The organism is Trinickia dinghuensis, from assembly GCF_003367175.1.
Classification (GTDB): domain Bacteria; phylum Pseudomonadota; class Gammaproteobacteria; order Burkholderiales; family Burkholderiaceae; genus Trinickia; species Trinickia dinghuensis.
Window position 1 is genome coordinate 40,438 of sequence record NZ_QRGA01000005.1, and the last position, 25,732, is coordinate 66,169.

19 protein-coding genes are annotated in these 25,732 nt (G+C 66.0%); 6 read left to right on the top strand and 13 right to left on the bottom strand.

Translation table 11 applies throughout. The features are described 5' to 3' along the window. Window positions 1-54 precede the first annotated feature (54 nt). A complete protein-coding gene (locus tag DWV00_RS08340; protein WP_115533109.1) occupies window positions 55-2,040 on the top strand; it encodes a hybrid sensor histidine kinase/response regulator in 1,986 nt (661 codons plus the stop codon). Between the two features lie 53 nt (window positions 2,041-2,093). On the opposite strand, the gene mscL is transcribed toward DWV00_RS08340, so the two are convergent. Further along, window positions 2,094-2,534: a large conductance mechanosensitive channel protein MscL gene (mscL, locus tag DWV00_RS08345; RefSeq protein ID WP_115533110.1), complete on the bottom strand. Its 441-nt coding sequence runs from the start codon at window positions 2,532-2,534 to the stop codon at window positions 2,094-2,096. A gap of 126 nt (window positions 2,535-2,660) precedes the next feature. Next, on the bottom strand, window positions 2,661-4,064 hold the full coding sequence (locus tag DWV00_RS08350; protein ID WP_115533111.1) for a methyl-accepting chemotaxis protein: 1,404 nt from the start codon (window positions 4,062-4,064) through the stop codon (window positions 2,661-2,663). A gap of 463 nt (window positions 4,065-4,527) precedes the next feature. On the opposite strand from DWV00_RS08350, the gene DWV00_RS08355 reads away from it, so the two are divergent. Then, window positions 4,528-6,159 (top strand): methyl-accepting chemotaxis protein, encoded by a 1,632-nt coding sequence (locus tag DWV00_RS08355; protein WP_115533112.1) that lies wholly within the window; start codon window positions 4,528-4,530, stop codon window positions 6,157-6,159. Here DWV00_RS08355 and DWV00_RS08360 read toward each other — a convergent pair whose 3' ends face one another. The 4 genes from DWV00_RS08360 to DWV00_RS08375 all read right to left on the bottom strand — a co-directional run bounded on the left by DWV00_RS08360 (window position 6,160) and on the right by DWV00_RS08375 (window position 10,340). Next, complete coding sequence (locus DWV00_RS08360) at window positions 6,160-7,689, bottom strand: flavin-containing monooxygenase (protein ID WP_245964787.1); 1,530 nt, start codon at window positions 7,687-7,689, stop codon at window positions 6,160-6,162. 2 nt (window positions 7,690-7,691) lie between these two features. After that, on the bottom strand, window positions 7,692-8,858 hold the full coding sequence (locus tag DWV00_RS08365) for a tetratricopeptide repeat protein (RefSeq protein ID WP_115533378.1): 1,167 nt from the start codon (window positions 8,856-8,858) through the stop codon (window positions 7,692-7,694). Window positions 8,859-8,946: 88 nt separating this feature from the next. Continuing rightward, window positions 8,947-9,633, bottom strand: coding sequence for a PspA/IM30 family protein (locus tag DWV00_RS08370; protein WP_115533113.1), 687 nt, complete (start codon window positions 9,631-9,633; stop codon window positions 8,947-8,949). A gap of 209 nt (window positions 9,634-9,842) precedes the next feature. After that, window positions 9,843-10,340 (bottom strand): hypothetical protein, encoded by a 498-nt coding sequence (locus DWV00_RS08375; RefSeq protein ID WP_115533114.1) that lies wholly within the window; start codon window positions 10,338-10,340, stop codon window positions 9,843-9,845. A 409-nt stretch (window positions 10,341-10,749) separates the two neighbouring features. On the opposite strand from DWV00_RS08375, the gene DWV00_RS08380 reads away from it, so the two are divergent. Next, window positions 10,750-13,224 carry a penicillin-binding protein 1A gene (locus DWV00_RS08380; protein WP_115533379.1) on the top strand — a complete coding sequence of 825 codons (2,475 nt, stop codon included), beginning with the start codon at window positions 10,750-10,752 and terminating at the stop codon, window positions 13,222-13,224. A gap of 94 nt (window positions 13,225-13,318) precedes the next feature. Beyond that, a complete protein-coding gene (locus DWV00_RS08385) occupies window positions 13,319-14,470 on the top strand; it encodes a patatin-like phospholipase family protein (RefSeq protein WP_181885389.1) in 1,152 nt (383 codons plus the stop codon). Window positions 14,471-14,645: 175 nt separating this feature from the next. Here the strand turns inward: DWV00_RS08385 and DWV00_RS08390 are convergent, their stop codons facing one another. From DWV00_RS08390 to mfd, 3 genes are all read right to left on the bottom strand, one after another. Continuing rightward, window positions 14,646-15,665 (bottom strand): threonine/serine dehydratase family protein, encoded by a 1,020-nt coding sequence (locus DWV00_RS08390; protein ID WP_115533116.1) that lies wholly within the window; start codon window positions 15,663-15,665, stop codon window positions 14,646-14,648. A 66-nt stretch (window positions 15,666-15,731) separates the two neighbouring features. Beyond that, window positions 15,732-16,991 carry an acetylornithine deacetylase gene (gene argE / locus DWV00_RS08395; RefSeq protein WP_115533117.1) on the bottom strand — a complete coding sequence of 420 codons (1,260 nt, stop codon included), beginning with the start codon at window positions 16,989-16,991 and terminating at the stop codon, window positions 15,732-15,734. Window positions 16,992-17,186: 195 nt separating this feature from the next. Then, a complete protein-coding gene (mfd, locus tag DWV00_RS08400; RefSeq protein ID WP_115533380.1) occupies window positions 17,187-20,684 on the bottom strand; it encodes a transcription-repair coupling factor in 3,498 nt (1,165 codons plus the stop codon). 192 nt (window positions 20,685-20,876) lie between these two features. On the opposite strand from mfd, the gene ispD reads away from it, so the two are divergent. Together ispD and ispF are read left to right on the top strand one after the other, a co-directional pair. Continuing rightward, window positions 20,877-21,581: a 2-C-methyl-D-erythritol 4-phosphate cytidylyltransferase gene (gene ispD, locus DWV00_RS08405; protein WP_115533118.1), complete on the top strand. Its 705-nt coding sequence runs from the start codon at window positions 20,877-20,879 to the stop codon at window positions 21,579-21,581. Window positions 21,582-21,603: 22 nt separating this feature from the next. Continuing rightward, window positions 21,604-22,095, top strand: a complete 492-nt coding sequence (gene ispF / locus DWV00_RS08410; RefSeq protein WP_115533381.1) for a 2-C-methyl-D-erythritol 2,4-cyclodiphosphate synthase — start codon at window positions 21,604-21,606, stop codon at window positions 22,093-22,095. A gap of 2 nt (window positions 22,096-22,097) precedes the next feature. On the opposite strand, the gene DWV00_RS08415 is transcribed toward ispF, so the two are convergent. From DWV00_RS08415 to ompR, 4 genes are all read right to left on the bottom strand, one after another. Continuing rightward, window positions 22,098-22,625: a carboxymuconolactone decarboxylase family protein gene (locus DWV00_RS08415; RefSeq protein WP_115533119.1), complete on the bottom strand. Its 528-nt coding sequence runs from the start codon at window positions 22,623-22,625 to the stop codon at window positions 22,098-22,100. Between the two features lie 97 nt (window positions 22,626-22,722). Beyond that, a complete protein-coding gene (locus tag DWV00_RS08420; RefSeq protein WP_115533120.1) occupies window positions 22,723-23,271 on the bottom strand; it encodes a peroxiredoxin in 549 nt (182 codons plus the stop codon). A 289-nt stretch (window positions 23,272-23,560) separates the two neighbouring features. Next, the gene (locus DWV00_RS08425; protein WP_115533121.1) at window positions 23,561-24,910 is read right to left on the bottom strand and encodes an ATP-binding protein; all 1,350 of its coding nucleotides are present in this window, start codon (window positions 24,908-24,910) and stop codon (window positions 23,561-23,563) included. A gap of 41 nt (window positions 24,911-24,951) precedes the next feature. Continuing rightward, window positions 24,952-25,686, bottom strand: coding sequence for an osmolarity response regulator transcription factor OmpR (gene ompR / locus DWV00_RS08430; protein WP_425452737.1), 735 nt, complete (start codon window positions 25,684-25,686; stop codon window positions 24,952-24,954). Window positions 25,687-25,732 lie beyond the last annotated feature (46 nt).

Below are 25,732 nucleotides of genomic sequence, written 5' to 3' on the forward strand. Positions count from 1 at the left end.
CTTTAGTTGACACATGAACATGAGGCATCGCGCCGAACGAACCTATCAACCTGTATGACCGATGTTTTTCGCCAGGAAAGTGCCCGTGTGCTAGTCGTCGACGACGACGAGGGTATTTTGCGGCTTGCGCGAAAGTCCCTCGAGCGCGCGGGCTGCCGCGTCTTCGCCTATCCGAGCGCCGGCGCGGCGCATGCCAGGCTCGCGGCCGATGCGCCCGACATGCTCGTGCTCGACTATCAGCTCGACAGTGCCGAGACGGGGCTCGATTTCTTCCGACGCTTGCGCGCCGAAGGCATCGCATTGCCCGCGATTCTCGTCACCGGTTTTACCGACGAATCGCGCGTGATCGAGGCGCTGCGGGCCGGTATGTCGGACGTCGTTCCGAAGTCCGGCGGCTATCTCGATTACTTGCCCGAGGCCGTCGAGCGCGTGCTGACCCAGGTCCGTCTCCAGCGTGCGTCCGCCGAGGCGCTGCTGCTGCGCGATCGCGAGGCGCATTACCGCAGTTTGTCGGAGGCGTTGCCGCATCTCGTGTTCACGAGCAACGCGCAGGGCGAGTGCGATTTCTTTTCCAAGCAGTGGTATGCCTATACGGGGCTGGACGAAGCGGCGTCGCGCGGGCTCGCCTGGTTCGATGCCGTCCATCCGGACGATCGCGGCGCGTTGCGGCGCTCGTTGCTCGATGCCGTGAGCGGCGGGGCCGGTGCCGATTACCGTTACGAGCTGCGGCTGCGCGCGGCGGACGGCTCGTATCGCTGGTTCGACATGCGCATTGCGGACGTGCGCGATCCGAACGGCCGCGTCGGCAAGTGGTTCGCGAGCTGCACCGATATCCAGTCGCAGCGCGAGGCGACGGAGGAGCGTGAGCGGCTGCTCGCCGCCGAACAGTGCGCGCGGCAGACGGCCGAGGAGGCCAACCGCGCGAAGGACCGTTTCCTGGCCATGCTCTCGCACGAGCTGCGTACGCCGCTCACGCCGGTGCTGGCGGGCACGCGCGTGCTAGAGACGATGCCCGAGCTGCCGGCGTCCGCGCAGTCGAGCGTGAAGATGATCCGCCGCAACATCGAACTCGAGGCGCGGCTCATCGATGACCTCCTAGACTTGACGCGCGTGGCCAACGGCAAGTTGCGCCTCGCGCTCGAAACGGTCGACGTGCACGACGTCGTGGACAGCGTGCTCGAGTTGTTTCGCGCCGAGATACAAGTCAAGGCGCTCGACGTCCATGTCGAAAAGCGCGCGGAAAACCATTACGTGCTCGCCGATCCGGCCCGGCTGCAACAGATGCTGTGGAACCTCGTGCGCAACGCCGCGAAGTTCACGCCCGACGGTGGGCACATCTACGTGCGCACGCGCGATGCCCGCATGCGCATCGAGGTCGAGATCGAAGATACGGGCATCGGCATCGCGCCCGAGCAGATCGGCAAGCTGTTCAACGCATTCGAGCAGGGCAGCCAGCGGATGACGCAGCAGTTCGGCGGGCTGGGCTTGGGGCTTGCGATCACGAAGGCGCTGACCGATGCGCACGGCGGCACCGTCGGTGCGCGCAGCCCAGGGCCGCATTGCGGCGCGACCTTCACGATCGCGCTGCCGACGACGGCCATGCCCGCGCAAGAACCCGTGCAGACCGCCTCGGCGAAGGCGGAGGCCGACGAGCGAATCGCCATCCTGCTCGTCGAGGATCACATGGACACGGCCGACGTGATGGCGCACTTGATGCGATCGCTGGGGCACGACGTGGCGGTCGCGACGTCGGTGGCCGAAGCGCTGGCGGCCACCCATGCGCGCACGTTCGATCTGATCGTCAGCGATGTCGGCTTGCCCGACGGCACGGGGCTCGACTTCGTCAGCTCGGTACGCCAGCACTCTCAGGTGCCGGCGATTGCGTTGACGGGATACGGTTCGGACGAGGACGTGCGGCGCTGCTTGGCCGCCGGGTTTACGGCGCACCTGACCAAGCCGGTCAACTTCACGCAGCTCGAGGTGCTGATCCAGCGCACCGCCGAGGCGAAAACGCAGCAGGGCGGTGCAAGCGCATCCTAGCGCGGCAGCCGAGGCCGTGCGGGGTGCGAGGGCGCGGCATGTGTATCGGTCGTTCAGCGCTTGAGCGAATCCCGGATCTCACGCAGCAGCAGGACGTCTTCGGGCGTAGGCGGCGGCTCGGCCGGCGCGGGGGCGGCCTCGGGCTTGCGCAGCGAGTTCATGAACCTGACGAGCATGAACACGATCAGCGCGAGGATGATGAAGTTGATGACCGCCGTAATGAACGAGCCGTAGCCGAACACGGCCACGCCGGCGGTTTGCAAATCCTTGTACGAGCCCGGGTTGCCCTTGAACGTGGCGGGAATATCCCCGAGCCGAATGAACATGTTGGAGAAGTCGAGCCCGCCCGTCACCCGGCCGACGATCGGCATGATCAGATCCTTGACGACCGAATTGACGATCGTCGAGAACGCGCCGCCGATGATGACGCCGACGGCCAGATCCATTACGTTGCCCTTGACGGCGAATTCTCTGAATTCCTTGACGATGCTCATATTGTTGTTCCTCCGTGCTGGATGGGATGCATGCGAGTCGCATCGGGTGCGCAAGGCGCATGCCGTCGCGGCCATGATAGCGAACGGCCGATCGTCACGGGGGAAATTTCGCGCGCGGCGCGTGCGTCAGGTCTTGTAGGCGAGCCTTAGGCCGCCCCAATGGCGGCCGTTCACGTAGATCGGGGCGGACGCGTCCTTCATCATCGCGTGGTTGCCGCCGCCCATGTCGCGCCGGTAGGTCTGCAGCAGAAACGGCTTGGTGTGCGTCGCGGCGGCGAGCCCGGTGCGATCGTTGAAGATGCGCCGGTTCCGGCAGTTGGCCGCGTTCCAGACCGCGTCGCCCGCCCGCTGCGGCTGCGAGAACTTGCGGTTGTGGGTCGGCAGATAGCCGCGCACGTCCACGGCGGCGCAAAACGCGACGCGCTCGTCCAGCGCGAGCAGCGGCTCCTGGAGATCGGGCAGCACGCGATCGGTGAGCGCCGTGAATTGCGTCATGAATTGCTGCGGATCGCTGCCTGGGATGGGCGCGTAGTGGGCGTCGAAGAGCGCGGCCTCGGTGATTTCTCCACGCGCGAGCGCTTGCTCGAAGCGTTTGCCGATCAGCGCGGCCGTGCGCTGCGCTGCTTCGACGAAACGGGAATCGGGTGTCTCGACGCCGGTTGCGGCCGTCAACTCGATCAGCGTCTCCGAGACGGACAGCAGGCTTGCGAGGCGATCCTTGGCTTGCAGGAAGTTCGCGCTCGAGTGCTCGACGCCGCTCGCCATGTCGCCCACTTCGCTTTCGAGCCGATGGCACTGGGTCTCGATGTCGCCCGTCAGGGTCGCGATCTGCTCGGCTTCCTCGTGCAACTGCGTGATAGCGCTGCCGGTCGATTCGACGATACCGCCGATCGTCGCGGAGCCTTCCCTCACGCGATGCGCGCGCGCTGTGTTTTCGGCGCCGTCGGCGATCAGCTGCTCGGTCTGCTGAGTCAGGCGCGCGAGCGTCGCTTCGATCTGAGCGGTGGCTTGGGCGGTCTTGCTCGAGAGGTTCTTGACCTCGGCCGCGACGACGGCGAAGCTCTTGCCCGATTCCCCCGCGCGGGCGGCTTCGATGGCCGCGTTGATCGCGAGCAGATGCGTTTGGCGCGCGATCAGCGAAATTTCCTCGGAGACGGTGCTCACGTGGTCGAGCGCCTCGCGCAGCGCTTCGATCTGAGTGGCGATGCTCGTCACGCCTTCGACGAGCCCGTGGATATCGGCCAGCGACGCATCGAGCGTTTGGCGCGATTGCTCGACCGAGCTCGACGCTTCCCGGCTGACGACCCGCACCTGGCGAGCCGCCTCGGCGATCCGGTGGTTGCCCTGCATCGTGACCGAGGCGGACTCGCGCAGCGAGCGGCACACGTTCGCATGCTGCGCCACGCGGCTCGCGACTTCCTCGACGTGGCCCGCGACGTCGCAAATCTCGATGCCGAGTTTGCCCGCATGTTCGGCGATGTCGCCGACGATCGATCGCGCGGCACGGGGCCGGCGCAAGGTCATGCGCATGATGCTGGTCTCCTTCGCTCGAATGCCGGTGGGCCCCGCGCGTTGTTCTGTGTCTCTGTGTCGTGCTCGTTGGCGCCGCGAACGAGGCGGCGCTTGCCACCCATATCTATCGGATCTCGCTTACGCGGTACTTACGCGAGCGACGGGCAAGGGCGGCGAGCCGCCGGAAGCGGGCGAAAACGGCACCGAGCGATGGGCCTTCCTATGCGTTAACGGACGATGTGCGGCAGGACTTAAGTAGGGATGTCGATAGTATGACAATCGTGCTTCCAGCCATTGCACAATCGCCGCGAAACACTTAGATTGCGCAAGAACCTTCGCACGCACGACGCGCCCGATCAATCCACTCGCAGCAGGCCGGGTACATCCGACGCTCCATCAGAGAGCCGCACCGTGTGCGCATTACCATCACCTCGGAGGGGACCGTGCTACGCCTCGTCATGAGCGCACGCACGGCAATGCCATGTTCAAACGCTTTACGATACGCGGTGGGCTGACGCTCACGATCGCGGGATACACGCTCGCGCTGATCGCGGCAATGGCCGCCGGCATGCTGGGCCTGCAGCAGAGCAATAGCGCGCTCCAGCAAATGTATGCGACCGATACGGCCGCGCTCACGCATTTGAAGACGAGCTCCGAACGCATGCTGCAGGTGCGCCTCGCACTGGGCGGCTATGAGACCCTATTTTCGATGGGCAAGGCCGGCGACGATTTGCTTCCCAAGGCGCACGGCGTGCTCAAGGACAGCGACGCGCAGTGGGCCGATTATCTGAAGAAGCCGCGCGACGAGAACGAATCGCGCTTGGCCGATGCCGTTGCGACGGCGCGCGCCGCCCTCGTGCAACAGGCGATCACCCCCGAATTCCAAGCGCTCGAGCAGAACGACTTCAACACGTTCCGCACGCTCCAAGGGCAAACCGCAAAGGAACTGTACGCGCGCTATGAGACGGCGATTGCCCAGCTCGAAGCGCTGCAGGTCTCGCATCAGGAGGCGCGCTATGCCGCCGCGCAAGCGACGTTCCATCAGCTGGCGATGGGTGCCGCGGCAATCGCTGTCGCCGCGCTGCTGATCGGCTTGTTCGCCAGGGCCGCGCTCGTGTCGGCCGTCGTGCGGCCCATCGACGCCGTCGTTCGCCATTGCGAGCGCATCGCCTCGGGCGACCTGACCGGGACGATTGCCGCCGATCAGCGCAATGAAATGGGGCGTCTGCTCGTCGGCCTGCAGAGCATGCAGGCGGCGCTCGTCGCTACCGTCTCGCGCGTACGGACGGGTTCGGAAGCGATCATGCACGGCGCGCGCGAAATCGCGACGGGCAATGCCGATCTGTCGCAGCGGACCGAGCAGCAAGCGGCATCGCTGCAGGAAACGGCGTCCAGCATGGAGCAATTGACGGCGACGGTGAAGCTGAACGCCTCGCATGCGCTCGAGGCGACCGATCTTGCTCGCGACGCGTCGGACACCGCGACGCGCGGCGGCGAGGTCGTCGGCGACGTCGTGCGCACGATGGAGGACATCGCGTCGAGCTCGCACCAGATCGGCGACATCATCGGCGTGATCGAAGGCATCGCGTTCCAGACGAACATTCTCGCACTGAACGCGGCCGTCGAAGCGGCGCGCGCGGGCGAGCAGGGCCGCGGCTTCGCGGTCGTGGCCGGCGAAGTGCGCAGCCTCGCGCAACGCAGCGCGAGCGCCGCCAAGGAGATCAAGTCGCTGATCGCGGCGTCGGCCGACAAGGTTCAGAACGGCAGCGCGCTCGTGGGCCGTGCGGGTCAGACGATGGATCAAGTGGTGACGTCGGTGCATCGCGTGACCGACATCATCGGCAAGATCAGCGCCGCGTCGGGCGAGCAGTCGACGGGTATCGAGCAGATCAACCGGGCCGTCGTGCAGATGGATTCCGTCACGCAGCAGAACGCGGCGCTCGTCGAAGAGGCGGCCGCGGCCGCGGCCTCGCTCGAAGAGCAGGCGGCGCAGCTCGATGCCGCGGTGGCGGTCTTTCATGTGCAGGCTCATACGCTCGACCAGTCGCAGCGGGCCGGCGGGGCTCGGCTTTCGAAAGAGCCTTTCGTCGGGCAACCCGCGCTAGCCAGCTAACTAATCTACGAAACGGTAATCGTCGGCGCGCACGCGCCGCGTGAGCCGCCGGAACGTGAAACTGAAGCCGGGCCACAACGCGGTATTTCCGCCACGCTTCGAGAGGTACCAGCTGCGGCAGCCGCTCATCCAAACTGTCCCGCCGAACGCGTCCCGCAGCCGTTCGTTGAAAGCGAACTCCACGTCCTCGCGGACCTCCATCGTCCGTGCTTGGCGGCGGCAAAGCGTACGCAAGCAGCTTGCGATATAGGCGATGTGCGACTCGATCATGTAGACCATCGAGTTGTGCCCGAGTCCGGTGTTCGGGCCGATCATCATGAAGAAGTTCGGAAAGCCCGAGATGCTCGTGCCGAGATAGGCTTGCGGGCCTTCGCTGAGCCAACGCGCATCGAGGTCGGCGCCGTGGGCCCCGACGACGGGGAACGGCGCGCCGGCATCCGCGAGTTCGAAGCCCGTCCCGCAGACGATCGCATCGACGCGATGGTGGCGCCCATCCTCGGTCAGGAGCCCGTCGGCGACGATCTCGCGGATCGGCGCGGTGACGACTTCGACATTCGGTTGGGTGAGCGCCGGGTAGTAATCGCTCGAGAGCAGCACGCGTTTGCAGCCGAGCAGATAGTCAGGCGTGAGCTTGGCGCGCAGCGCCGGGTCTTTCACGCGCCGCTCGAGATAGCGCGTGGCGAAGCGCATCGGCGCGCGCATCCATTTCGGATTGACGACGAAGGCAAGCCCGCGCGCTTCATGGCGCCAGTAGAGGGTCCAGCGCGCGAGACGCTGCACGAAGGGCACGAAGCGAAACGCGCGCCGCGCGTAGGGCCCGATCGGGCGGTCGGGCCGCGGCATGATCCACGGTGCCGTGCGTTGAAATACCTGCAGCCGCGCCACGCGCCGTTGAACGTGGGGGATGAATTGCACGGCGCTTGCGCCGGTGCCGATGACGGCCACCGTGTTGCCTTCGAGCGGATACCCGTGATCCCAGCGCGCCGAATGGAACAGCGCGCCGCCGAAGCGCTCGATTCCGGGGATATCGGGTATTGCCGGGCGCGAGAGCGGGCCATTCGCCGCGATGACGACGTCGACCTCGACCGTTTCGGATAGGCCGGGCGTCGCTACGTCGCGCGTCGCTATGTGGGGCGTCCCTACGCCGGCGGGCGCTACGATGTCGAGTCGCCAGACGCGGGCGGCGTCGTCGAAGCTTGCCTTCGCCACGCGCGCGTTGCAGCGAATCAGCGGTGCGATGCCGTGCTCGCTCGCGCAGCGCTTCAGGTAGTCGAGAATTTCCGCCTGCGAACCGAACGTGCGGGACCACGCGGGATTCGGCGCGAAGGAGAACGAGTACAGGTGGGAGGGGATGTCGCAGGCGGCACCCGGGTAGGCGTTGTCGCGCCAGGTGCCGCCGATGTCGGACGCCGCTTCGTAGATCGTCAGCGAGGCGACACCCATCTGCTTTAGCCGGATCGCCATGCCGATCCCGGCGAACCCGCTGCCGATGATCGCTACGCGCAGCGGGACCTCAAGCGAACGCGTCACGCTCAGTTATCGCTCCAGCCGCCGCCCGAGTCGTCCCCGCCGAAGTCGACACCGCCGCCGTTGCCGCCGCTGTTGTCGTCCCAGTCGTTCGAGCCCTGGCCGAGATCGACATTGCCTCCGTCGTTGCGTTCCGCGGCACGGCGGCGCGCTTCGTCGTCGTCGATATAGACGTCGCGTTCGATCACGCGATCACGGCCCGACATCGCTTGGCCGAGCAGCACGCCCGTGAGCAGACCATCCATGCCTCCACCGCCTTGCTGAACGATGACGGGCGCCTGCTGTTGCGGCGGATACGGCTGCTGCATCCCGTAGGGGGCCTGTTGCTGCTGCAGCCGCTCGGCTTCTTGCGCATAGGCCGAGGGGCCGGCACCGGACGTTTGCGCGTTCGGATCGGGCCGGCCTTCGGCTCGGGCCCGCAGGCTCTCGATCCGCCGGGCCAGATCCTCGAGCTGATAGGCCGGGACCGGGTTGCCGTTGTTCGAGAGCGTTTCGACGAGCGTGCGCAACTGGTTCTCGACGCCTTCGACTTCGCCGGCCAGCGTTTCGTGGCCCGGCGCGCTGGACAGGCGCGCGTCGAGCTTGAGCGCGCGAGCCGAGTTGAGCAGTTCTGTCGCGCGCTTCAACTGGGCGCGGCGCTCTTCGTCGGCGCGGCCGTCTTCGTTCGAGCGTGCGCGGCGCAGCGTCCAGCGCAGAATCAAGACGATGCCGACTATCACGATCGCCAGCACGATCCACGCGACCATCGAGGGCCCGCGGTGATGAACCGGCGCGGGCGTGGACGGCAGGGCGCCCGCGAGCTGGGTGCCGGTGCTCTGCGCCGGCGCGACCGCGGCGCCTGTGCGGTTCGCCTCCGCGCGAATGTGCGATTCGACTTGGTTGAAGCGGGCCGGGCTCGTGAAGCGGATTTGCGGATCGAGCGTCTTGGCCTGCTGGACTTGCGTCAGCGCATCGGCGTAGCGGCCTTCCTTCGCGAGGACCTGACCGTACAGATAGTGCGCGTGGGCGTTGTTCGGATGAGCCGCGAGCACTTGCGACAACTCGGTATCGGCTTGCTGCCAGTTGCCTTGCGACATCGCCTGATCGACTTGGCTCGCGGTCGGCACGGCCGCGAAGGCCGCGCTCGAAACGAATAGCAGGGCGGCCCCAAAGGCTGCGAGGAATGTCTTCATCGAGTGAACCGGGCGACGCGCGCCCGTCTCCATAACCATCAACCTGTGTTCGAGCGCCGCACCGGCCGGCGCGGCGCATCGCACGGCGTCATTGCGCCGGCGTATTCGTGTTCATCTGCTTCTTCAGCGCCTCGAGGCGATCCTCGACCGACGGGCCGTGATCCAGCGCCGCGAGTTTATCTTCGAGCCCCTTGCCCGAGGACGTATCGGCCGAATTCAGCCGTGCATCGGAGCGGGCGTTCGACAGCGCGACCTTATCCTCGAGCTTGCGGAAATCTTCGGACAGATTCTTGCCGCCGATGCCGCCGAGCGCGGTGGCCGCCACATCCTTGGCCTGCGCGATTTCCTGCTTCGCTTGAATGATGCTCGAGCGTGCGTTCAGATCGTTGCGGCGCTGGCGCATATCGGCGATTTGGCCCTTGAGCTGATCGACGGACGGCTCGAGCGTGGCGAGCTCCTTGGCCAGCGCGTCGCGCTCGGCTTCGGCATTCGCCTGGGCGGACAGCGCTTCGCGCGCGAGCCCTTCGTCGCCCGATTGCAGCGCGCGCTTGGCGCCGTCTTCGTACTTCTTCGCCTTTTCGGCCGCGGCGTCGCGCTTGCTTTGCTGCGTGGCGACTTGCGCCTCGATTTCGATCAGCGCGTTCTCCGCCTTGCCGATGCTGTCGTCGAGTTCGCGCACGATCTGGCGCGCGTCGCGCGAGGGGTCCTGCACGGAATCGGCGGCGTCGTTGAGCAAGCCTTTGACGGTGCGCGAAATAGAATCGAATAGCGACATGAAAACCTCCGTGAATTGAATTCGGCGCCGGGCGCGAGCGTGTGGCGGTTCATCCCGTACCGATGTCTATGCTACGCCGCGTTGCACCCGGCAGCGCGGCGCGCGAGCCGAATGTCGGGGCGCAAGCCGCGATTGCAAGGGCCGCGCGGTCATCGCGTCCCAGTTTTTGCCGCCAGCGGATAGTACATCAGCGTCGGGTTAAAACACGCTTAAACCGAGCCACCCGGCGCGGGATGAATGACGCGGGCCACGAGCGCTTCGGTTTCGGCGTCCAGGCGCTCGTCGGCCTGTGCCGCCTCCTGGGCGACGAGCGCCCGCGCCACGGCCGCGGCCACGGGGAGCGCAGCAGGGCTATCGGCCGCCGGATCCGATGGATCGGCGCCATGCGAAGGCGCGCCGCCGGACTTGCGCGGCGTGCCGCCGGGCGCCGCGGCCGCGCGTTCCCGCGGCTCGGCCTGTGCCGGCGCTTGCGCTTGTCCTTGCGCGAGACGGCGCAGCGTATCGCTTTTCCGGCTGGCCTCGCTTGCCGCGCCGAGACGATCGACGAGCCCCGCCGCGCGCACCTCTTGGCCCGTCTCGTCGAATGCGAGCACCGCGCGCCGTACGAGTTCGCTGAGGCTGATGCCCATGCTCGCGGCACGAGCCGTGAGGACTCGTTTTTGCGCGGGCGTGACGAAGACGACGAGGCGTTCGCTACTTTGGCTCATGGGCGGCTCGCTGGCATTGGACACGCCCTATGGTTCGCACGGGGCGGGCCCGGAAATCGGGGCGGGGCAACGACATTTTCCATCATAAAGCGGCACGCGCTGCTCCAAAATGCGGGCGGCGGCGATATTCGTGCCGGTTCAACGACTTGCGCGCGTTTTCTGCAGCTTCTCCACAGGTCTTTCAACATTTTCTGTTGATAACTTCCACCTATCGGGCGAAGATGCCGGATTGTGTCAATTCTTACAAAAAAATTCCGATGCCCCAGCGGCGATTTCATTAAAATGCGCAGTTGGCCCGCTCGGCGGTTCGCTGCCGTACATGGCCGACCACACGATTACTACGAGTTGCGCGGCGGCTTGCCGCCCGCGCGAGCGAGGCGCTGAGAGTCGCTTCGCCATTCATGCCGTCATGCCTACGATTAAACGACCGCCTTCCGCCGACCGCCCGGCCGACGACCGAGATCCTCCCCGTTCCGCTCCCGCCAGCCGCCGCTCCCTTGGCGCGCGCATCGCGCTGACGTTCGCAGGCCTCGTGGCCTCGCTGGCCGTTGTCGGCGCGCTGATCGTCGGCTATGCGCTGATTGTGATGGCACCGCAATTGCCTTCGCTCGATGCGCTGACCGACTACCGGCCGAAAGTGCCGCTGCGCGTCTATACGGCCGATCACGTGCTGATCGGCGAATTCGGCGAGGAGCGCCGCAGCCTCGTGCGTTTCAACGACATCCCCGACATCATGAAGAAGGCGGTTCTCGCGATCGAGGACTACCGCTTCTACGAGCACGGCGGCGTCGACTTCATCGGCATCCTGCGCGCGGGCACGACCGATCTGATGCACGGCGGCGCCTCGCAGGGCGCCAGCACGATCACGATGCAGGTGGCGCGCAACTTCTTCCTGTCGAGCGAGAAGACCTACACGCGCAAGATCTACGAGATGATGCTCGCGTACAAGATCGAGCGCGCGCTCACGAAGGATCAGATCCTCGAGCTTTACATGAACCAGATCTATCTGGGCGAGCGCGCCTACGGCTTCGCCGCGGCCGCGCGCGTGTATTTCGGCAAGGATCTGAAGGACATCACGGTGGCGCAGGCCGCGATGCTCGCGGGGCTGCCCAAGGCGCCCTCGGCGTACAACCCGATCGTCAATCCGAAGCGCGCGAAGATCCGGCAGGAATACATCCTGAAGCGGATGCTCGAGCTGCGCTACATCACGCAGGCGCAATACGACGAAGCCGTGAAGGAGCCGATCCACACGAAGGCCGGCGGCAACGAGTACAGCGTGCATGCCGAGTACGTCGCCGAAATGGTGCGGCAGATGATGTATGCGCAGTACAAGGACGAAACCTACACGCGCGGCCTGTCGGTCACGACGACGATCGACTCGGCCGATCAGGATGCCGCCTACCATGCGGTGCGCAAGGGCGTGATGGACTACGAGCGCCGGCACGGCTATCGCGGGCCCGAAGGGTTCGTCGAGTTGCCGGAGGCGGGCGACCAGCGCGACGAGGCGATCGACGACGCACTGGCCGATCACCCCGACGACGGCGAACTCGTCGCGGGCGTGGTGACCGACGCGAGCCCCAAGCAAGTGACGGTGCAGTTCGTGGACGGCGGCACGGCTCAGGTCACGGGCGACGGCCTGCGTTTCGCGGCATCGGGCTTGAGCGCTCGCGCGTCGCAGGCGCAGCGCATCCGCGTGGGCTCGATCGTGCGTTTGATGCCCGATGCGAAGGGCAATTGGCAGATCACGCAACTGCCGCAGGTCGAAGGCGCGCTCGTCTCGCTGTCGCCGCAGGACGGCGCCGTGCGCGCGCTCGTCGGCGGCTTCGACTTCAACAAGAACAAGTTCAACCACGTCACGCAGGCTTGGCGCCAGCCGGGTTCGAGCTTCAAGCCGTTCATCTATTCGGCCTCGCTCGAAAAGGGCCTCGCGCCGGCAACGCTCATCGACGACGCGCCGCTGTATTTCCCGCCCAGCTCGCCGGGGGGCCAGCCGTGGGAGCCGAAGGACGACGATCATCCCGAAGGGCCGATGACGATGCGCGTCGCGCTCGAGAAATCGAAGAACCTCGTCTCGATCCGGATCCTCTCCTACATCGGCACGAAGTACGCGCAAGACTACGTGACGCAGCGTTTCGGCTTCGACGCCGACAAAACCCCGCCGTACTTGCCGATGGCGCTCGGCGCCGGCCTCGTCACGCCGCTGCAATCGGCCGTGGCGTACTCGGTCTTCGCCAACGGCGGCTATCGCGTCAACCCGTATCTGATCGCCGAAGTCGACGACGCGCGCGGCCAACCGATTTCGAAGGCGGAGCCGATCGTCGCGGGCCAAAACGCGCCGCGCTCGCTCAGCGCCGGCAACGCATACATCATGAACAGCCTGTTGCACTCGGTGGCCACTGCGGGCACGGGCGCGGGCACGAACGTGCTGCATCGCTCGGATCTGTCCGGCAAGACCGGTACGACGAACGACGCCAAGGACGGCTGGTTCGCGGGCTATCAGCCCACGCTCGTCGCCGTGGCTTGGATGGGCTACGATCAGCCTAAGAGCCTCGGCAGCCGCGAATTCGGCGCGCAGCTCGCGCTGCCGATCTGGGTCGACTACATGGGCCACGCGCTGCGCGGCGTGCCCGATCAGCCGATGGCGATGCCGCAAGACGTGACGACGATCGACGGCGAGCTTTATCTGGCCGATAAGGTGCCGGGCAATGGCTACGTCGCGAGCATCGGCATGGATTCGGGCACCGCGCTGGCCGGCGCGGCCAGCGATGCGAGCGCCGCTGTCGGATCGGTCGGTCCGGCGGGCCTGGCGACGCCGCCGGCGCCCCCGCCCGACGTGACGCAGCAAGAGCAGAAGCAGATTCTCGATCTCTTCAAAGGTCACTAGTAACTTGTAGGATAAGACGCAGGGTAGGACGCATCCGGGCACCGCTTTCCTGCGTATGTCGGACAGATTGCTTCGCGTGACAACGGAGAGGCAGATGGACGAAAACGTGACGGGCGGCGACTGCGAGCCGCCTACGGAAGGATCGGGGCACCCCTCGATCGCCGGTCAGGTCGTGCTGGTGCTGCAAGGCGGGGGTGCGCTTGGCGCTTATCAGGCCGGCGTCTATCAGGCGTTGCACGATGCCGGCATCGAGCCCGATTGGGTCATCGGCACCTCGATCGGCGCCGTCAACGGCGCGATCATCGCCGGCAATCCCCGCGAGGCCCGGCTCGAAAAGCTCGATGCGTTTTGGTCGCGCGTCGCTGCCGCGGGCGGCGTGACGTCAGGGTGGCTGCCCACCTTCGACGATTGGTGGCGCCGCGCGTCGATCTTCCTTCAAGGCATTCCCGCATTCTTCACGCCGTCGCCGTCCGCATGGTGGGCGTTGAACACACCGCTCGGGCGCGAGCATGCCGCGTTCTATTCGACGCAGCCGCTGCGCGAAACGCTGCACACCCTCGTCGATTTCGACTACCTCGACACGCGCGACGTCCGGCTCACCGTTGGAGCCGTGCAGGTCACCGATGCGCGCATGCGCTACTTCACGAATCGCGACGAACGGCTCACGGTCGAGCACGTGATGGCGTCGGCCGCGTTTCCGCCCGGGTTTCCGTCCGTTCAACTCGACGGCGAGTCGTATTGGGATGGCGGTATCTATTCGAATACGCCGCTCGAAGCCGTGCTCGACGATCGGCCGCGCCGCAGCTCCGTCATCTTCGCCGTGCAACTGTGGCCCGCGAGCGGGCGCGAGCCCGAGTCGATCGTCGAAGCGATGGTGCGCCAGCGCGACATCCAGTATTCGAGCCGCGCGCAGAGCCATTTGGAACGTCAACGGCAGATTCACCGCCTGCGCCACGTGATCCGTGAACTCGGGCAATACGTCGCGGAGCCGATGCGGGACATGCAGGCTGTGCAGGACCTGCTCGCCTGGGGCTGCGGCACCACCATGCAAGTGATCGAACTCGATGCGCCGAGCTTCGGCGACGACGATCTGCACAAGGACATCGACTTCTCGCCGGACGGCATCGCGCGCCGCCGCGCGGCCGGGTATGAGGACACGCGCCGCATGCTCGAGCGCGCGCCGTGGCGCGAGGCGATGGATCCGATGGAGGGCATCGCCGTTCACCGCGCGGAATCGGGTGGTTGAAGGCGGTTGTCCGGTGCTAGGCCGGTGCTCGGGTTCGGCGCTCGCGCGCTTGCATTCGTTCGAAATCTGACACGAACGAAGCTCGGCAAAAAATCGTTGTGCGTACAACCGCTTAGCGCTTTCGCGCAGAGCTTATCAACAGGTCTTTCAACACAATCTGGGGATAACCTTCACCTCAGGCCTGCACGCGCTCGATCTGCGAGGCGAACGTAGCCGGATCGGTATTCGAGCCGCTCAGCAGCACGCCGACGCGTTTGCCCTGCAGCGTCTCGCGCAGCGGGCCGAGCAGGGCCGCAAGCGGTGCCGCGCAGGCGGGTTCGACGGCGATCTTCAGGCGCGTGAACAGTTTGGCCATTGCGACGCGCAGCGCATCGTCGGAGACCGTGACGATGCGATCGATATGGCGGCGGCACAGCTCGTAGCTGTATTGCTCGGTGTGGGGCACGGCCAGCGAATCGGCGATCGTGTTCATGGCGCCAGCCCCCATCTTGACCGTATGGTTGGCGGCGAAGCTCTTGCTCATGACATCGGCGCCTTCGGGCTCGACGCCGAAGACGTGCACGCGCGCATTGGCCAAGCGCAGCGCCGTGGAGACGCCCGCGGCGAGCCCGCCGCCCCCGATCGGCACGATCACGGCATCGAGGTCGGGCGTTTGCGTCGCCCACTCATAGCCGAGCGTGGCCGTGCCGAGCACGGTTCGATAGCCGTTGAACGGATGCACGAAGAAGCGGCCTTCCTCGGCTTCGATGCGCCGCACGAGATCGAACGCCTGAGCCGGCGAATCGGCGATGACCGTTTCTGCGCGGTAGTGCTCGCACAGCGCGACACGCGCAGCGCTGGTCGTGCGCAGCAAGACGACCTTCGCGCTCACGCCGAGCCGCATCGCCGCATAAGCGACGGCCGCGGCGTGATTGCCGCTCGACACGCAGGTGACGCCAACGCTGCGCTGCGCGGCGTCGAGCGCGAGCAGATTCGTGAATGCACCACGCGCCTTGAACGAGCCGCTCGCTTGCAGCAGTTCGAACTTGAAGTTGATCGACGTGCCTTCGAGCGACGGGAAGTCATGGCGCTCGAACACGGGGGTACGCAACACCCACGGCGTCAACGCGAAATGCTGCGAGGCAATCGCGTCGAGCGTGGGGATCGGTTCGGCATCGATCGTGCGATTGCTGGGCTGCGGCATGGCGGTGGACATGGCTCGGAGCGCGTCGTTCGTGAGTGCGTGAATGATTGATCGATCGAGAAAAAGGGCCTTGGTTCGCTAGGCTTGCGCGCCGACCGTCATGCTGTGGATGAATTTGCGCAGGAAATCCTCGCATGCGGCGAGCTGCGAGAGCTCGACGAATTCGTTCGGCTTGTGCGCCTGTTCGATATCGCCCGGGCCGCAGACGATGCTCGGCACGCCGGCGCGCGCGAACAGTCCGGCCTCGGTGCCGTAGGCCACCTTGCGCGTTTCGCGATTGGCCGTCAGCGCCCGCACGAGTGCCGTGATGGCCGCTTGTTCCGAGGCGTCGAGCCCCGGCGCCGCGGCGATCTTCGTGAATTCGATGGCCGCGTCGGGGTGCGCTCGGCGCATTTGCGGCAGCAGCGTCTCGTGCGCGTAGCGCTCGATGCGCGCGAAGATCGTTTCGGGATCGAGCGTCGGCAAGTTGCGGAATTCGAACGCGAAGCGGCACTCCGCCGGCACCGTGTTGATCGCGTTGCCGCCTTCGATCGTACTCGTTTGCGCGGTCGTGAACGGAACGTCGTAGTGCTCGTCGAACGGGCCGTCGCGGCGCATGGCATCGGCCAGGTCGCGGATATGGCAGATCAGGCGCGCCGCGTACTCGATCGCATTCAATCCCTTCGGCGTCAGCGACGAATGGGCCGCGTGCCCGCGCACGCAGCAGCGATAGGCATTGATGCCCTTGTGCGCGACGATGGGGCGCATGCTCGTCGGCTCGCCGACGATGCATCCATCGGGCTTCAGGCCGCGTTGGACTAGATCTGCAATCATGTACGGCGCGCCGTTGCAGCCGATCTCCTCGTCGAACGAGAGCGCGAGGTGAATCGGCTTGGCAAGCCCCACGGCCAGCATCTCCGGCACGAGCGCAAGTGCGCTGCCGATGAAGCCTTTCATGTCGCAGGTGCCGCGTCCGTAGAGCCGGCCGCCACGCACTTCGGGCTTGAACGGGTCGGTATCCCACGCTTGACCGTCGACGGGCACGACATCCGTGTGCCCCGAGAGGACTACGCCACCGTTCGTCGCGCCGTCGTGAGCGGGGATCGTCGCGAACAGGTTCGCCCATTGTCCGCGGTGATCGTGCGTCAGCGTCGAAACGATCCCGAGCGCCGCGAGCTCATCTCGCACCATCTCGATCAGCCCGAGGTTCGGTACGCGACTCGTTGTATCGATCGATACCAAACGCTCGATCCAGGCGAGGCCGAGCGGCGATTGCGAAGCGGGGGCGGGGGAAGCCGAGGCCGGCCGGGATTGCGAGGAGGGCGGGGAAAACGGTGCTGTTTCAGCATCCAGCGACATGACGAAGCTCCAGCCTTTAAGTGGCTCCGATCATACCGAAAAATTCGGGAAGACCCCAAGCAATGCCGCGGATTTGCGCTTGTGCAGTGCGCCATTGTGCGCGCGCAAAACGGCTGGGATGGGGCGCCCCGATCCGTCGATCGCGCCGCGCCCCGGGCCGGTAAAACCGGCCCCGCCGCGAACGGCCGCGCTTGATTAGCGCGCCGCTGCCCCCGCGCTTTGCCGCCCCGGCGCGCCGAGCGCGCGCAGCGATTCCTTGACGGTCGCGAGCCGCACGGACAGGTCCGGGCTGCGCGTTTCGATGCGCAGCTTGTCTTGTCCCGCGAGCTTGATGTGCTTGTGCTTCTGCACCATCTCGATGATGCGCATCGCGTCGATCGGCGGGTTCGGCACGAACTGCAGGCTGATTGCCGCTTCCCCGGCATCGATCTTCGAGATGCCGAGCGGTTTCGCGGCCAGCCGCAGCCGATGCGTTTCGACGAGCGCGTGCGCTTGCGCGGGCAGCTTGCCGAAGCGATCGATCAGCTCTTCCTGGATATCGTCGATCGAATCGCTCGTCTCGCAGCTGGCCAAGCGCTTGTAGATCGACAGGCGCTCCTGCACGTCGCCGCAGTAGTCGGCCGGCAGAATCGCGGGCGCGTGCAGATTGATTTCGGTGGTTGCGGCGAGCGGCGCCGTGAGGTCCGGTTCCTTCCCGTTCTTGAGTGCCTTCACGGCGTCGGCCAGCATGTCCGAATAAAGCTGGAAGCCGATCTCGTGGATCTCGCCCGATTGTTTGTCCCCGAGCACCTCGCCCGTGCCGCGAATCTCGAGGTCGTGCATCGCGAGGTAGAAGCCCGAGCCGAGTTCCTCCATCTGCTGAATCGCTTCGAGCCGCCGCTGCGCCTGTTTCGTCAGACCCTGCGGGTCGTGCACGAGCAGGTAGGCATAGGCTTGGTGATGCGAGCGTCCCACACGCCCTCGTAGCTGATGCAGCTGGGCGAGGCCGAACTTGTCGGAGCGGTGAATGATGATCGTGTTCGAGCTCGGGACGTCGATGCCGGTCTCGATGATGGTTGTGCAAAGCAGCACGTTGGCGCGCTGCGCCACGAAGTCTCGCATGACGCGTTCGAGTTCGCGCTCGTGCATTTGACCGTGCGCCACGGCGATGCGCGCCTCGGGCACGAGCGTCTCGAGCATCGCGCGGCGATTCTCGATCGTTTCGACCTCGTTGTGCAGGAAGTAGACCTGGCCGCCGCGCTTCAGCTCGCGCAGCATCGCCTCGCGAATGACGCCGTCTTCCTCGCGCCGCACGAAGGTTTTGATGGCCAGCCGCTTTTGCGGCGCCGTCGCAATGACCGAGAAATCGCGCAGCCCTTCGAGCGCCATGCCGAGCGTGCGCGGAATCGGCGTGGCGGTGAGCGTGAGCACGTCGACTTCCGCGCGCAGCGCTTTGAGCGCTTCCTTCTGGCGTACGCCGAACCGGTGTTCCTCGTCGATGATGACGAGGCCCAGCCGCTTGAAGCGCACGTCCGACGAGAGCAGCTTGTGCGTGCCGATGACGATGTCGACCGAGCCGTCGTTGATCTGCTCGACGGCGGTGTTCACTTCCTTCGTCGATTTGAAGCGCGAGAGTTCCGCGATGCGCACGGGCCAATCGGCGAAGCGGTCGGTGAAGGTTTGCGTGTGCTGTTCGGCGAGCAGGGTGGTGGGCGAAAGCAGTGCGACCTGCTTGCCTGCCATCACGGCGATGAACGCGGCGCGCAGCGCGACTTCGGTCTTGCCGAAGCCGACGTCGCCGCACACGAGCCGGTCCATCGGCCGGCCTGCCGTCATGTCGCCGATCACCGACGCGATGGCCGCGGCCTGGTCGGGCGTTTCCTCGAAGCCGAAGCTCTCGGCGAATTTCGTGTAATCGCGCGGGTCGAGCTTGAACGCGTGTCCTTCGCGCGCGGCGCGGCGGGCATAGAGATTCAGCAGTTCGGCCGCCGTATCGCGGATCTGCTGCGCGGCTTTGCGCTTCGCTTTTTCCCACTGGCCCGAGCCGAGCGCGTGCAGCGGGGCGCTTTCGGGATCCGCGCCGCTATAGCGCGAGATCACGTGCAACTGCGCGACGGGCACGTACAGCTTGCTGTCGCTCGCGTATTCGAGATGCAGAAACTCGGTTTCGCCCTCGCCGAGATCCATCGTGACGAGGCCCATGTAGCGGCCGATGCCGTGCTGCGCGTGCACCACGGGATCGCCGACCTTCAGTTCCGACAGGTCGCGCACCATTGAATCGACGCTGCTGGCCTGCTCTTGGCGGCGGCGCCCGGCGCGGCGCGCGAGCGCGCCGTAGAGCTCGGTTTCGGTGACGATCGCGATGCCGTTCGCGGGCAGCAAGAAGCCGGCTGTCAACGGCGCGACGCCGAGCGTGAAGCGCTCCTCGCTCGTGAGCCAATCCTCGTAGCTATCGACTTGCGCGGGGCGCAGGCCGTGCTCCGCGAACAACTGCGCGATCGTCTCGCGCCGGCCGGCCGACTCGGCCGCGACCAGCACCCGCCGCTCGCCGCTCTCGACATAGCGGCGCAGCGCGAGGACGGGATCCTCGGCGTGACGATCGATCGCCAGCACCGGCAGGGCCGTGGACCACGCGCCGCCGCCGTTCGTCGGCAGCACGAGGCGCGCGAACGGCTTGGCGAGCGTGTAGAAATCGTCGTCGGACAAGAAGAGGCGCTCGGGATCGAGAATCGGCCGCTCCCGGTCGTGCGACAGGAAGTTGTACCGCTGCTTCGTATCGGCCGTGAAGCGGCGGATCGCGCCGTCCAGATCGCCGACGAAAGCCAGGTGCGCATCCTCGGGGAGGTAGTGAAAGAGGGTGGCCGTTTCCTCGAAGAACAGCGGCAGGTAGTACTCGATGCCCGCCGAGGGGACGCCGTTGCCGATGTCCTTGTAGATCGAGGAGCGGCTCGGGTCGCCCTCGAACACTTCGCGCCAGCGGCTGCGGAAGGCCGTGCGGGCCGCTTCGTCGAACGGAAACTCGCGCCCGGGCAGCAGGCGCACGTCGCGTACAGGATAGAGGCTGCGCTGCGTATCGGGATCGAATGCGCGAATCGAGTCGACCTGATCGTCGAACAAGTCGATCCGGTAGGGCAACGGCGAGCCCATCGGAAAGAGGTCGAGCAGCGAGCCGCGCACGCAGTATTCGCCTGGGCGTACGACCTGGCTCACATGCTCGTAGCCGGCCAGCGTCAGCTGCGCCTTCAGCTTGGCCTCGTCGAGCCGCTCGCCTTGCGAGAACGAAAACGTGTAGGCGGCCAGGAACGCCGCGGGCGGCATCCGGTACAGCGCCGTCGTGGCCGGCACCAGCAGGATGTCGCAACGCCCTGCGCCGAGGTCGTGCAGCGTCGCCAGCCGTTCGGAGACGAGGTCCTGGTGCGGGGAGAAGGTGTCGTACGGCAGCGTCTCCCAGTCCGGCAGCAGGCGCACGCGCGCGTCCGGAGCGAACCAGGGGATCTCCTGCGCCAGGCGCTGGGCGTCGACGGCGCTCGCGCAGACGACGGCGGTCAGCGGATGCTGCCCCTTCGCCGCCTGGGCACGTGCCGCTTCGCTGTAGCGCGCGATCAGCAGGGCATCGGACGAGCCGTGGGTGCCGTCGAACGCAAAGCGCTGACCGGCTTTGACGAGTGCGAGCGGCAGATTGGGCGAGGCGGACGAGGTGGCGGATTGCGGCATGACGAAGGGCGTGCGGCCTAGCTTGTGAAGTGGCGAAAGCCCCGACTGCAGGGCAGGCATGGGGCCGGGCAATGGGCTTTCGAGCGCCCGGCGGCAGGTCGAACGACGAACGGGCTGCCGGGAGCAAAGCGCCTATTATAAAATCCGTCGTCCATTTTTGACTGGCGGCCTTACCAAGCCGATTCCGATTTCGTGACTTCCCGCTTCTTCGCCCTGATTCCTTGCGCGGGCACCGGCAGCCGTTCGGGCGCGCCGATGCCCAAACAATACCGCTCCGTCGCCGGCCGCGAACTGCTGTATTTCACGCTGGCCGCGTTCGACGCCTGCGAGGAACTCGCGCAAACGCTCGTCGTGATTTCGCCCGACGACACCCATTTCGATGCGCGGCGCTTTGCGCCGCTGCGCTTTGCCGTGCGTCCTTGCGGAGGCGCGTCGAGGCAGGCGTCGGTTCGGGGCGGGCTCGATGCGCTGGTCGAACTCGGCGCAACCGACGACGACTGGGTGCTCGTGCACGACGCGGCCCGGCCCGGTATTACGCCCGAACTGATCCGCTCGCTGATCGCGGCGCTGGCGAACGACGACGTGGGCGGCATCATGGCGCTGCCGGTGGCCGATACGCTCAAGCGCGTCGACGTCCCGCACGGCGACCGGATCGCGCGCACCGAGTCCCGCAATGGGCTGTGGCAAGCGCAAACGCCGCAGATGTTCCGGATCGGCATGCTGCGCGAGGCGATTGCGCGGGCCGAACTCGACGGCCACGATCTGACCGACGAGGCGAGCGCGATCGAATGGCTCGGCCATGCGCCGCGTCTCGTGCGAGGCAGCTTGCGCAACTTCAAGGTCACGTATCCCGAGGATTTCGCGCTGGCCGAAGCCATTTTGAAGCAGTTCCCCTAACAATCGGCAGTGAGACTTGCAAATGAATTTCAGAATCGGACAAGGCTATGACGTGCACGCACTGGTGCCGGGCCGGCCGCTCATCATCGGCGGCGTGACGGTGCCCTACGAGCGCGGCCTGCTCGGCCACTCCGACGCCGACGTGCTGCTGCACGCCGTGACCGACGCGCTGTTCGGCGCGGCCGGGCTCGGCGACATCGGCCGTCACTTCCCCGATACCGACAAGCGCTTCGCGGGCGCGGACAGCCGCGTGCTGCTGCGCGAATGCGCGGCGCGGATCAAGCAGGCCGGGTTTGCGATCGTGAACGTCGACAGCACGGTCATCGCCCAAGCGCCGAAGCTCGCGCCGCACATCGAGGCGATGCGCGCGAATATCGCCGAGGATTTGGGATTGCCCGCCGCCCGCGTGAACGTGAAAGCGAAGACGAACGAGAAGCTCGGCTATCTCGGGCGCGGCGAGGGCATCGAGGCGCAAGCCGCCGTGCTGCTCGACGCCGCGGGCGAGGGGGCCTGACGTTACTTGCCTTCCGCGGCGAGCACCTGCGCCGCTGCGTTGACGACGGCGGCGATGCGGCCGACGTCGCGCAGCTGCTGCACCGACATGCCTTGTTCGTTCTTGAGCAGCGCGAAGTGCGACTTCACGCAGAAGTGGCACTTGCCGACGATCGACGCCGCCAGCGCATACATCTCGAAACGGCGCTTGTCGACGCCGCCGTGCGACGCGTAGGCGCCCATGCGCAGCTCGGCGCGCTGCGTCTTCAGATCGGCATCGTCGGCCATTTCGACGAACGGATACCAGACGTTGTTCATCCCCATCAGCGCGGCAGCCGTTTGGGCGCCGTTCACTTCCTCGGGCGAGAGCACGCCGGCCGAGCGGATCGCCTCGACGATCGTGCGGCTCTTCGCGGCGAACGCGGCCGCCAGCGCGACGGCGACGGCATCGTTGCCCTCGAGCGACGAACGCACGATCGTGCCGTCCAGGTTCAGGCGAATGTCCTTCGCGTAGTCGGGAATAAGCTCCTTAATCGCAGCCACGAATTCCATTGTTTTCTCCTATCGCTGAATCGATAAAAAAGCCCGCCGGCTTAAAAGAGCATAGCGGGCTTCGAGCCAGGGGCCGCTACACGGCCGCTGCTAGCTATTACAGCGTTGCGCCGCCGACCGAGCGGTTGCACGGGCACAGTTCGTCCGTTTGCAGGCCGTCGAGGATACGCAGGATTTCCGTCGTGTTGCGGCCGACGTTCAGGTTGTTCACCGAAACGTGCTGGATCGTGTTGTCCGGATCGACGATGAACGTCGCGCGCAGGGCCACGCCGGCTTCCTTGTCGCGCACGCCGAGCTGGTCGATCAGCTCGCCCTTGACGTCGCCGAACGCGTAGTGGTTCAGCTTGTCGAGATCCTTGTGCTCACGGCGCCATGCCAGCTTGACGAACTCGTTGTCGACGCTGCCGCCGAGCAACACGGCGTCACGCTCGGCGAAGTCCTTCTGCAGCTTCGCGAATTCGACGATTTCCGTCGGGCAAACGAACGTGAAGTCCTTCGGGTAGAAATAGATGATCTTCCACTTGCCCGGGAACGATTGTTCGGTGATCTCTTCGAAGGCCGACTGACCGTTTTCTTCGTGGTGGTTGAAGCCCGGCTTCGCAGCCGAGACGGTGAACGCTTCGAGTTTATCGCCCACGGTTTTCATGCGGTGACTCCTATGTCTGGTTGAGAAGAGATTGAGACGCGCTGTGCAAAACTACCTGCACGCTGTAACGAATACGTTACACAGGCGTCACTATAACGCTATTGAGTTTTTCGCTCAATAGGAAATATCTAACGATGCGGATAGATATTTCCAACTATGCCGATAGGATTTCCTGTGCGTGCGCCGCGTTGCGCTGTACTACGGCTTCGCGCCGCGGCGGCGCCGGCCGTCCCGCGAGGTGCCGCGTACAACGCGGGGGGCGCGGGGATCGAGGGCATCGAGCCTGGCGTCAAGCGCTCTTCGTCAGGGGAAACTCGATCGTCACTTCGAGCCCCGGTCCGGGCGCGCGGTTGCGCAGTCTCAAAGTACCGCGGTGGCGGCTCACGAGGCGCTGCACGATGGCCATGCCGAGGCCCGTTCCGTTCGCCTGGCTGCGGGCCGAGTCGACACGGTAGAACGGGCGGGTGACGAGGCCGATCTGGTCCTCGGGGATGCCGGGACCCTCGTCGAGCACGGACAACTCCACACGAGAATGGGATACGCGGGTTTCGACCACGATGTGCGGAATGCCGTCCGTTTCGCTCAAGCCGTACTTCTTAGCGTTCTCAAGCAAATTGCCGACCACGCGCCGCACGTCGGTTTCGTCGGCCTCGATGACGGCCGTCTCCGCGAGCCGCACGCTCAGCCGCACGCCGTCCTCGCTTGCCAGGCGCGCCGCCATGTCGCCCGCAACCAGCGACAGATCTACGGGCCGCGAGAAGTGCTGAGGCGGGCGCGCGTAATCGAGGAAGCGCCCGATGATGGAGTCCATCTGTTCGATGTCGTCGACCATCGCGTCCTTCGTCGCTTGATCGGACGGGCTCATCTCGGTTTCCAGCCGCAGCCGCGCGAGCGGCGTGCGCAAATCGTGCGAGATGCCGGCGAGCATCAGGGCGCGGTCGGCCTCGAGCTGTTCGAGGTCGCGCACCATTTGGTTGAAGCTGCGATTGGTTTCTGCTGCGACCCCGAGGCCGCGCTCGGGCAGCGGCTCGGGCGCTTGACCCAGGCCGACCCGGTGCGCGGCGACCGCGAGTCGGGCGAACGGCCGGTTCACGAGGCTCGTGATGAAGGCCGCGCCGAACAGGGACAGCGCGAGCGCGAAGATGCCCCAGCCGGCCCACTGCAGGCCGGTGACGTTGTCGAGCTGATCGCGGTCGAGCGCGACCCAGTAGTCGTCGTCGTCGATCTTGAAACTGATCCAGACGCCGGGAATGTCGTTGACCGATTGCGCGATGACGGTGTCGTCGCCGAGCCGCCCGCGGATGTCGTGCTCGATGAGCCGGTTCAGCGATTCGTCGGGCTGCAGCACGTACTTATCGGTGCTCTCGCGCGGATAGACGCGTACGCCTTCGTTGCTCTCGAGGTCTTGCAGCAGCGCGCGGCGCAGATCCGGGTCCGAATAGAGCAGCGCCGTGCGCGTGAGCTTGACCACCGCGACAAGCTGCAGCGCTACGCGCTGCGCGCGCGGCTCGCGCTCGATCACGCGAAAGCTTTGAAACCACGCGGCGAGGCTGACCGAGATCAGCAAAGCGATCAGCAAGAAGGTGCGCCAAAACAGGCCCCCGAACGCGTGGGCGAGAAACCGCCGGTTGATGCGCATGGGGGCCTAGCTGAGCAGGCGGGGAGAGCGGGCGCGATGCGTCACGCGGCGCCGTCGGGGATGAAGACGTAGCCGAGGCCCCAGACGGTTTGAATGAAGCGCGGACTGCTGGGATCGACCTCGATCAGTTTGCGCAACCGTGAAATCTGCACGTCGAGGCTGCGGTCGAACACTTCGTACTCGCGGCCGCGCGCGAGCTCCATCAGCTTCTCGCGCGAGAGCGGCTGGCGCGGATGGCGCGCGAAGACCTTCAGCACCGAAAATTCGCCCGTCGTGAGCGGAATCTCCTGGCCGGCTTTCGTCAGCGTGCGCGTGGCGAGATTCAGTGCGAAATCGCCGAACTCGAACACCTCGGCTGTCTCCGACGGCGCGCCGGGCAGCTCCGACGGCGATTGACGGCGCAGCACCGCATGGATGCGCGCGACCAGCTCGCGCGGATTGAACGGCTTGGGAAGGTAGTCGTCGGCACCCATTTCGAGGCCGACGATGCGATCGACGTCCTCGCCCTTCGCCGTGAGCATGATGATCGGCGTGCGATCGTTGCTGCCGCGCAGCCTGCGGCATATCGACAGCCCGTCCTCGCCGGGCAGCATCAAGTCGAGCACGAGCAGATCGAAGCGCTCGCGCACCCAGAGCTTGTTCATCGCGGGCGCGTTCTCCGCGACGTACACGTTGAAGCCCTGCTCGCCGAGGTAGCGGCGGAGCAGATCGCGCAAGCGGGGATCGTCGTCGACGACCAGAATCTTTGAAGGGTTTTTCGTTTCCATGAGCGGCATCTTATCGCGATTGCAAAGCGGGACACGAAACGGTGAATTATCGGGT

Coding starts and splice junctions, on each gene's coding strand:
- DWV00_RS08370 (WP_115533113.1), bottom strand. CDS start 9,633: ATGTCGCTATTCGATTCTATTTCGCGCACCGTCAAAGGCTTGCTCAAC.
- DWV00_RS08390 (WP_115533116.1), bottom strand. CDS start 15,665: ATGTCCACCGCCATGCCGCAGCCCAGCAATCGCACGATCGATGCCGAA.
- DWV00_RS08340 (WP_115533109.1), top strand. CDS start 55: ATGACCGATGTTTTTCGCCAGGAAAGTGCCCGTGTGCTAGTCGTCGAC.
- DWV00_RS08420 (WP_115533120.1), bottom strand. CDS start 23,271: ATGAAAACCGTGGGCGATAAACTCGAAGCGTTCACCGTCTCGGCTGCG.
- DWV00_RS08365 (WP_115533378.1), bottom strand. CDS start 8,858: ATGAAGACATTCCTCGCAGCCTTTGGGGCCGCCCTGCTATTCGTTTCG.
- argE (WP_115533117.1), bottom strand. CDS start 16,991: ATGTCGCTGGATGCTGAAACAGCACCGTTTTCCCCGCCCTCCTCGCAA.
- DWV00_RS08425 (WP_115533121.1), bottom strand. CDS start 24,910: ATGCGCATCAACCGGCGGTTTCTCGCCCACGCGTTCGGGGGCCTGTTT.
- DWV00_RS08350 (WP_115533111.1), bottom strand. CDS start 4,064: ATGCGCATGACCTTGCGCCGGCCCCGTGCCGCGCGATCGATCGTCGGC.
- DWV00_RS08355 (WP_115533112.1), top strand. CDS start 4,528: ATGTTCAAACGCTTTACGATACGCGGTGGGCTGACGCTCACGATCGCG.
- DWV00_RS08380 (WP_115533379.1), top strand. CDS start 10,750: ATGCCTACGATTAAACGACCGCCTTCCGCCGACCGCCCGGCCGACGAC.
- ispF (WP_115533381.1), top strand. CDS start 21,604: ATGAATTTCAGAATCGGACAAGGCTATGACGTGCACGCACTGGTGCCG.
- DWV00_RS08375 (WP_115533114.1), bottom strand. CDS start 10,340: ATGAGCCAAAGTAGCGAACGCCTCGTCGTCTTCGTCACGCCCGCGCAA.
- DWV00_RS08385 (WP_181885389.1), top strand. CDS start 13,319: ATGGACGAAAACGTGACGGGCGGCGACTGCGAGCCGCCTACGGAAGGA.
- mfd (WP_115533380.1), bottom strand. CDS start 20,684: ATGCCGCAATCCGCCACCTCGTCCGCCTCGCCCAATCTGCCGCTCGCA.
- ompR (WP_425452737.1), bottom strand. CDS start 25,686: ATGCCGCTCATGGAAACGAAAAACCCTTCAAAGATTCTGGTCGTCGAC.
- DWV00_RS08415 (WP_115533119.1), bottom strand. CDS start 22,625: ATGGAATTCGTGGCTGCGATTAAGGAGCTTATTCCCGACTACGCGAAG.
- mscL (WP_115533110.1), bottom strand. CDS start 2,534: ATGAGCATCGTCAAGGAATTCAGAGAATTCGCCGTCAAGGGCAACGTA.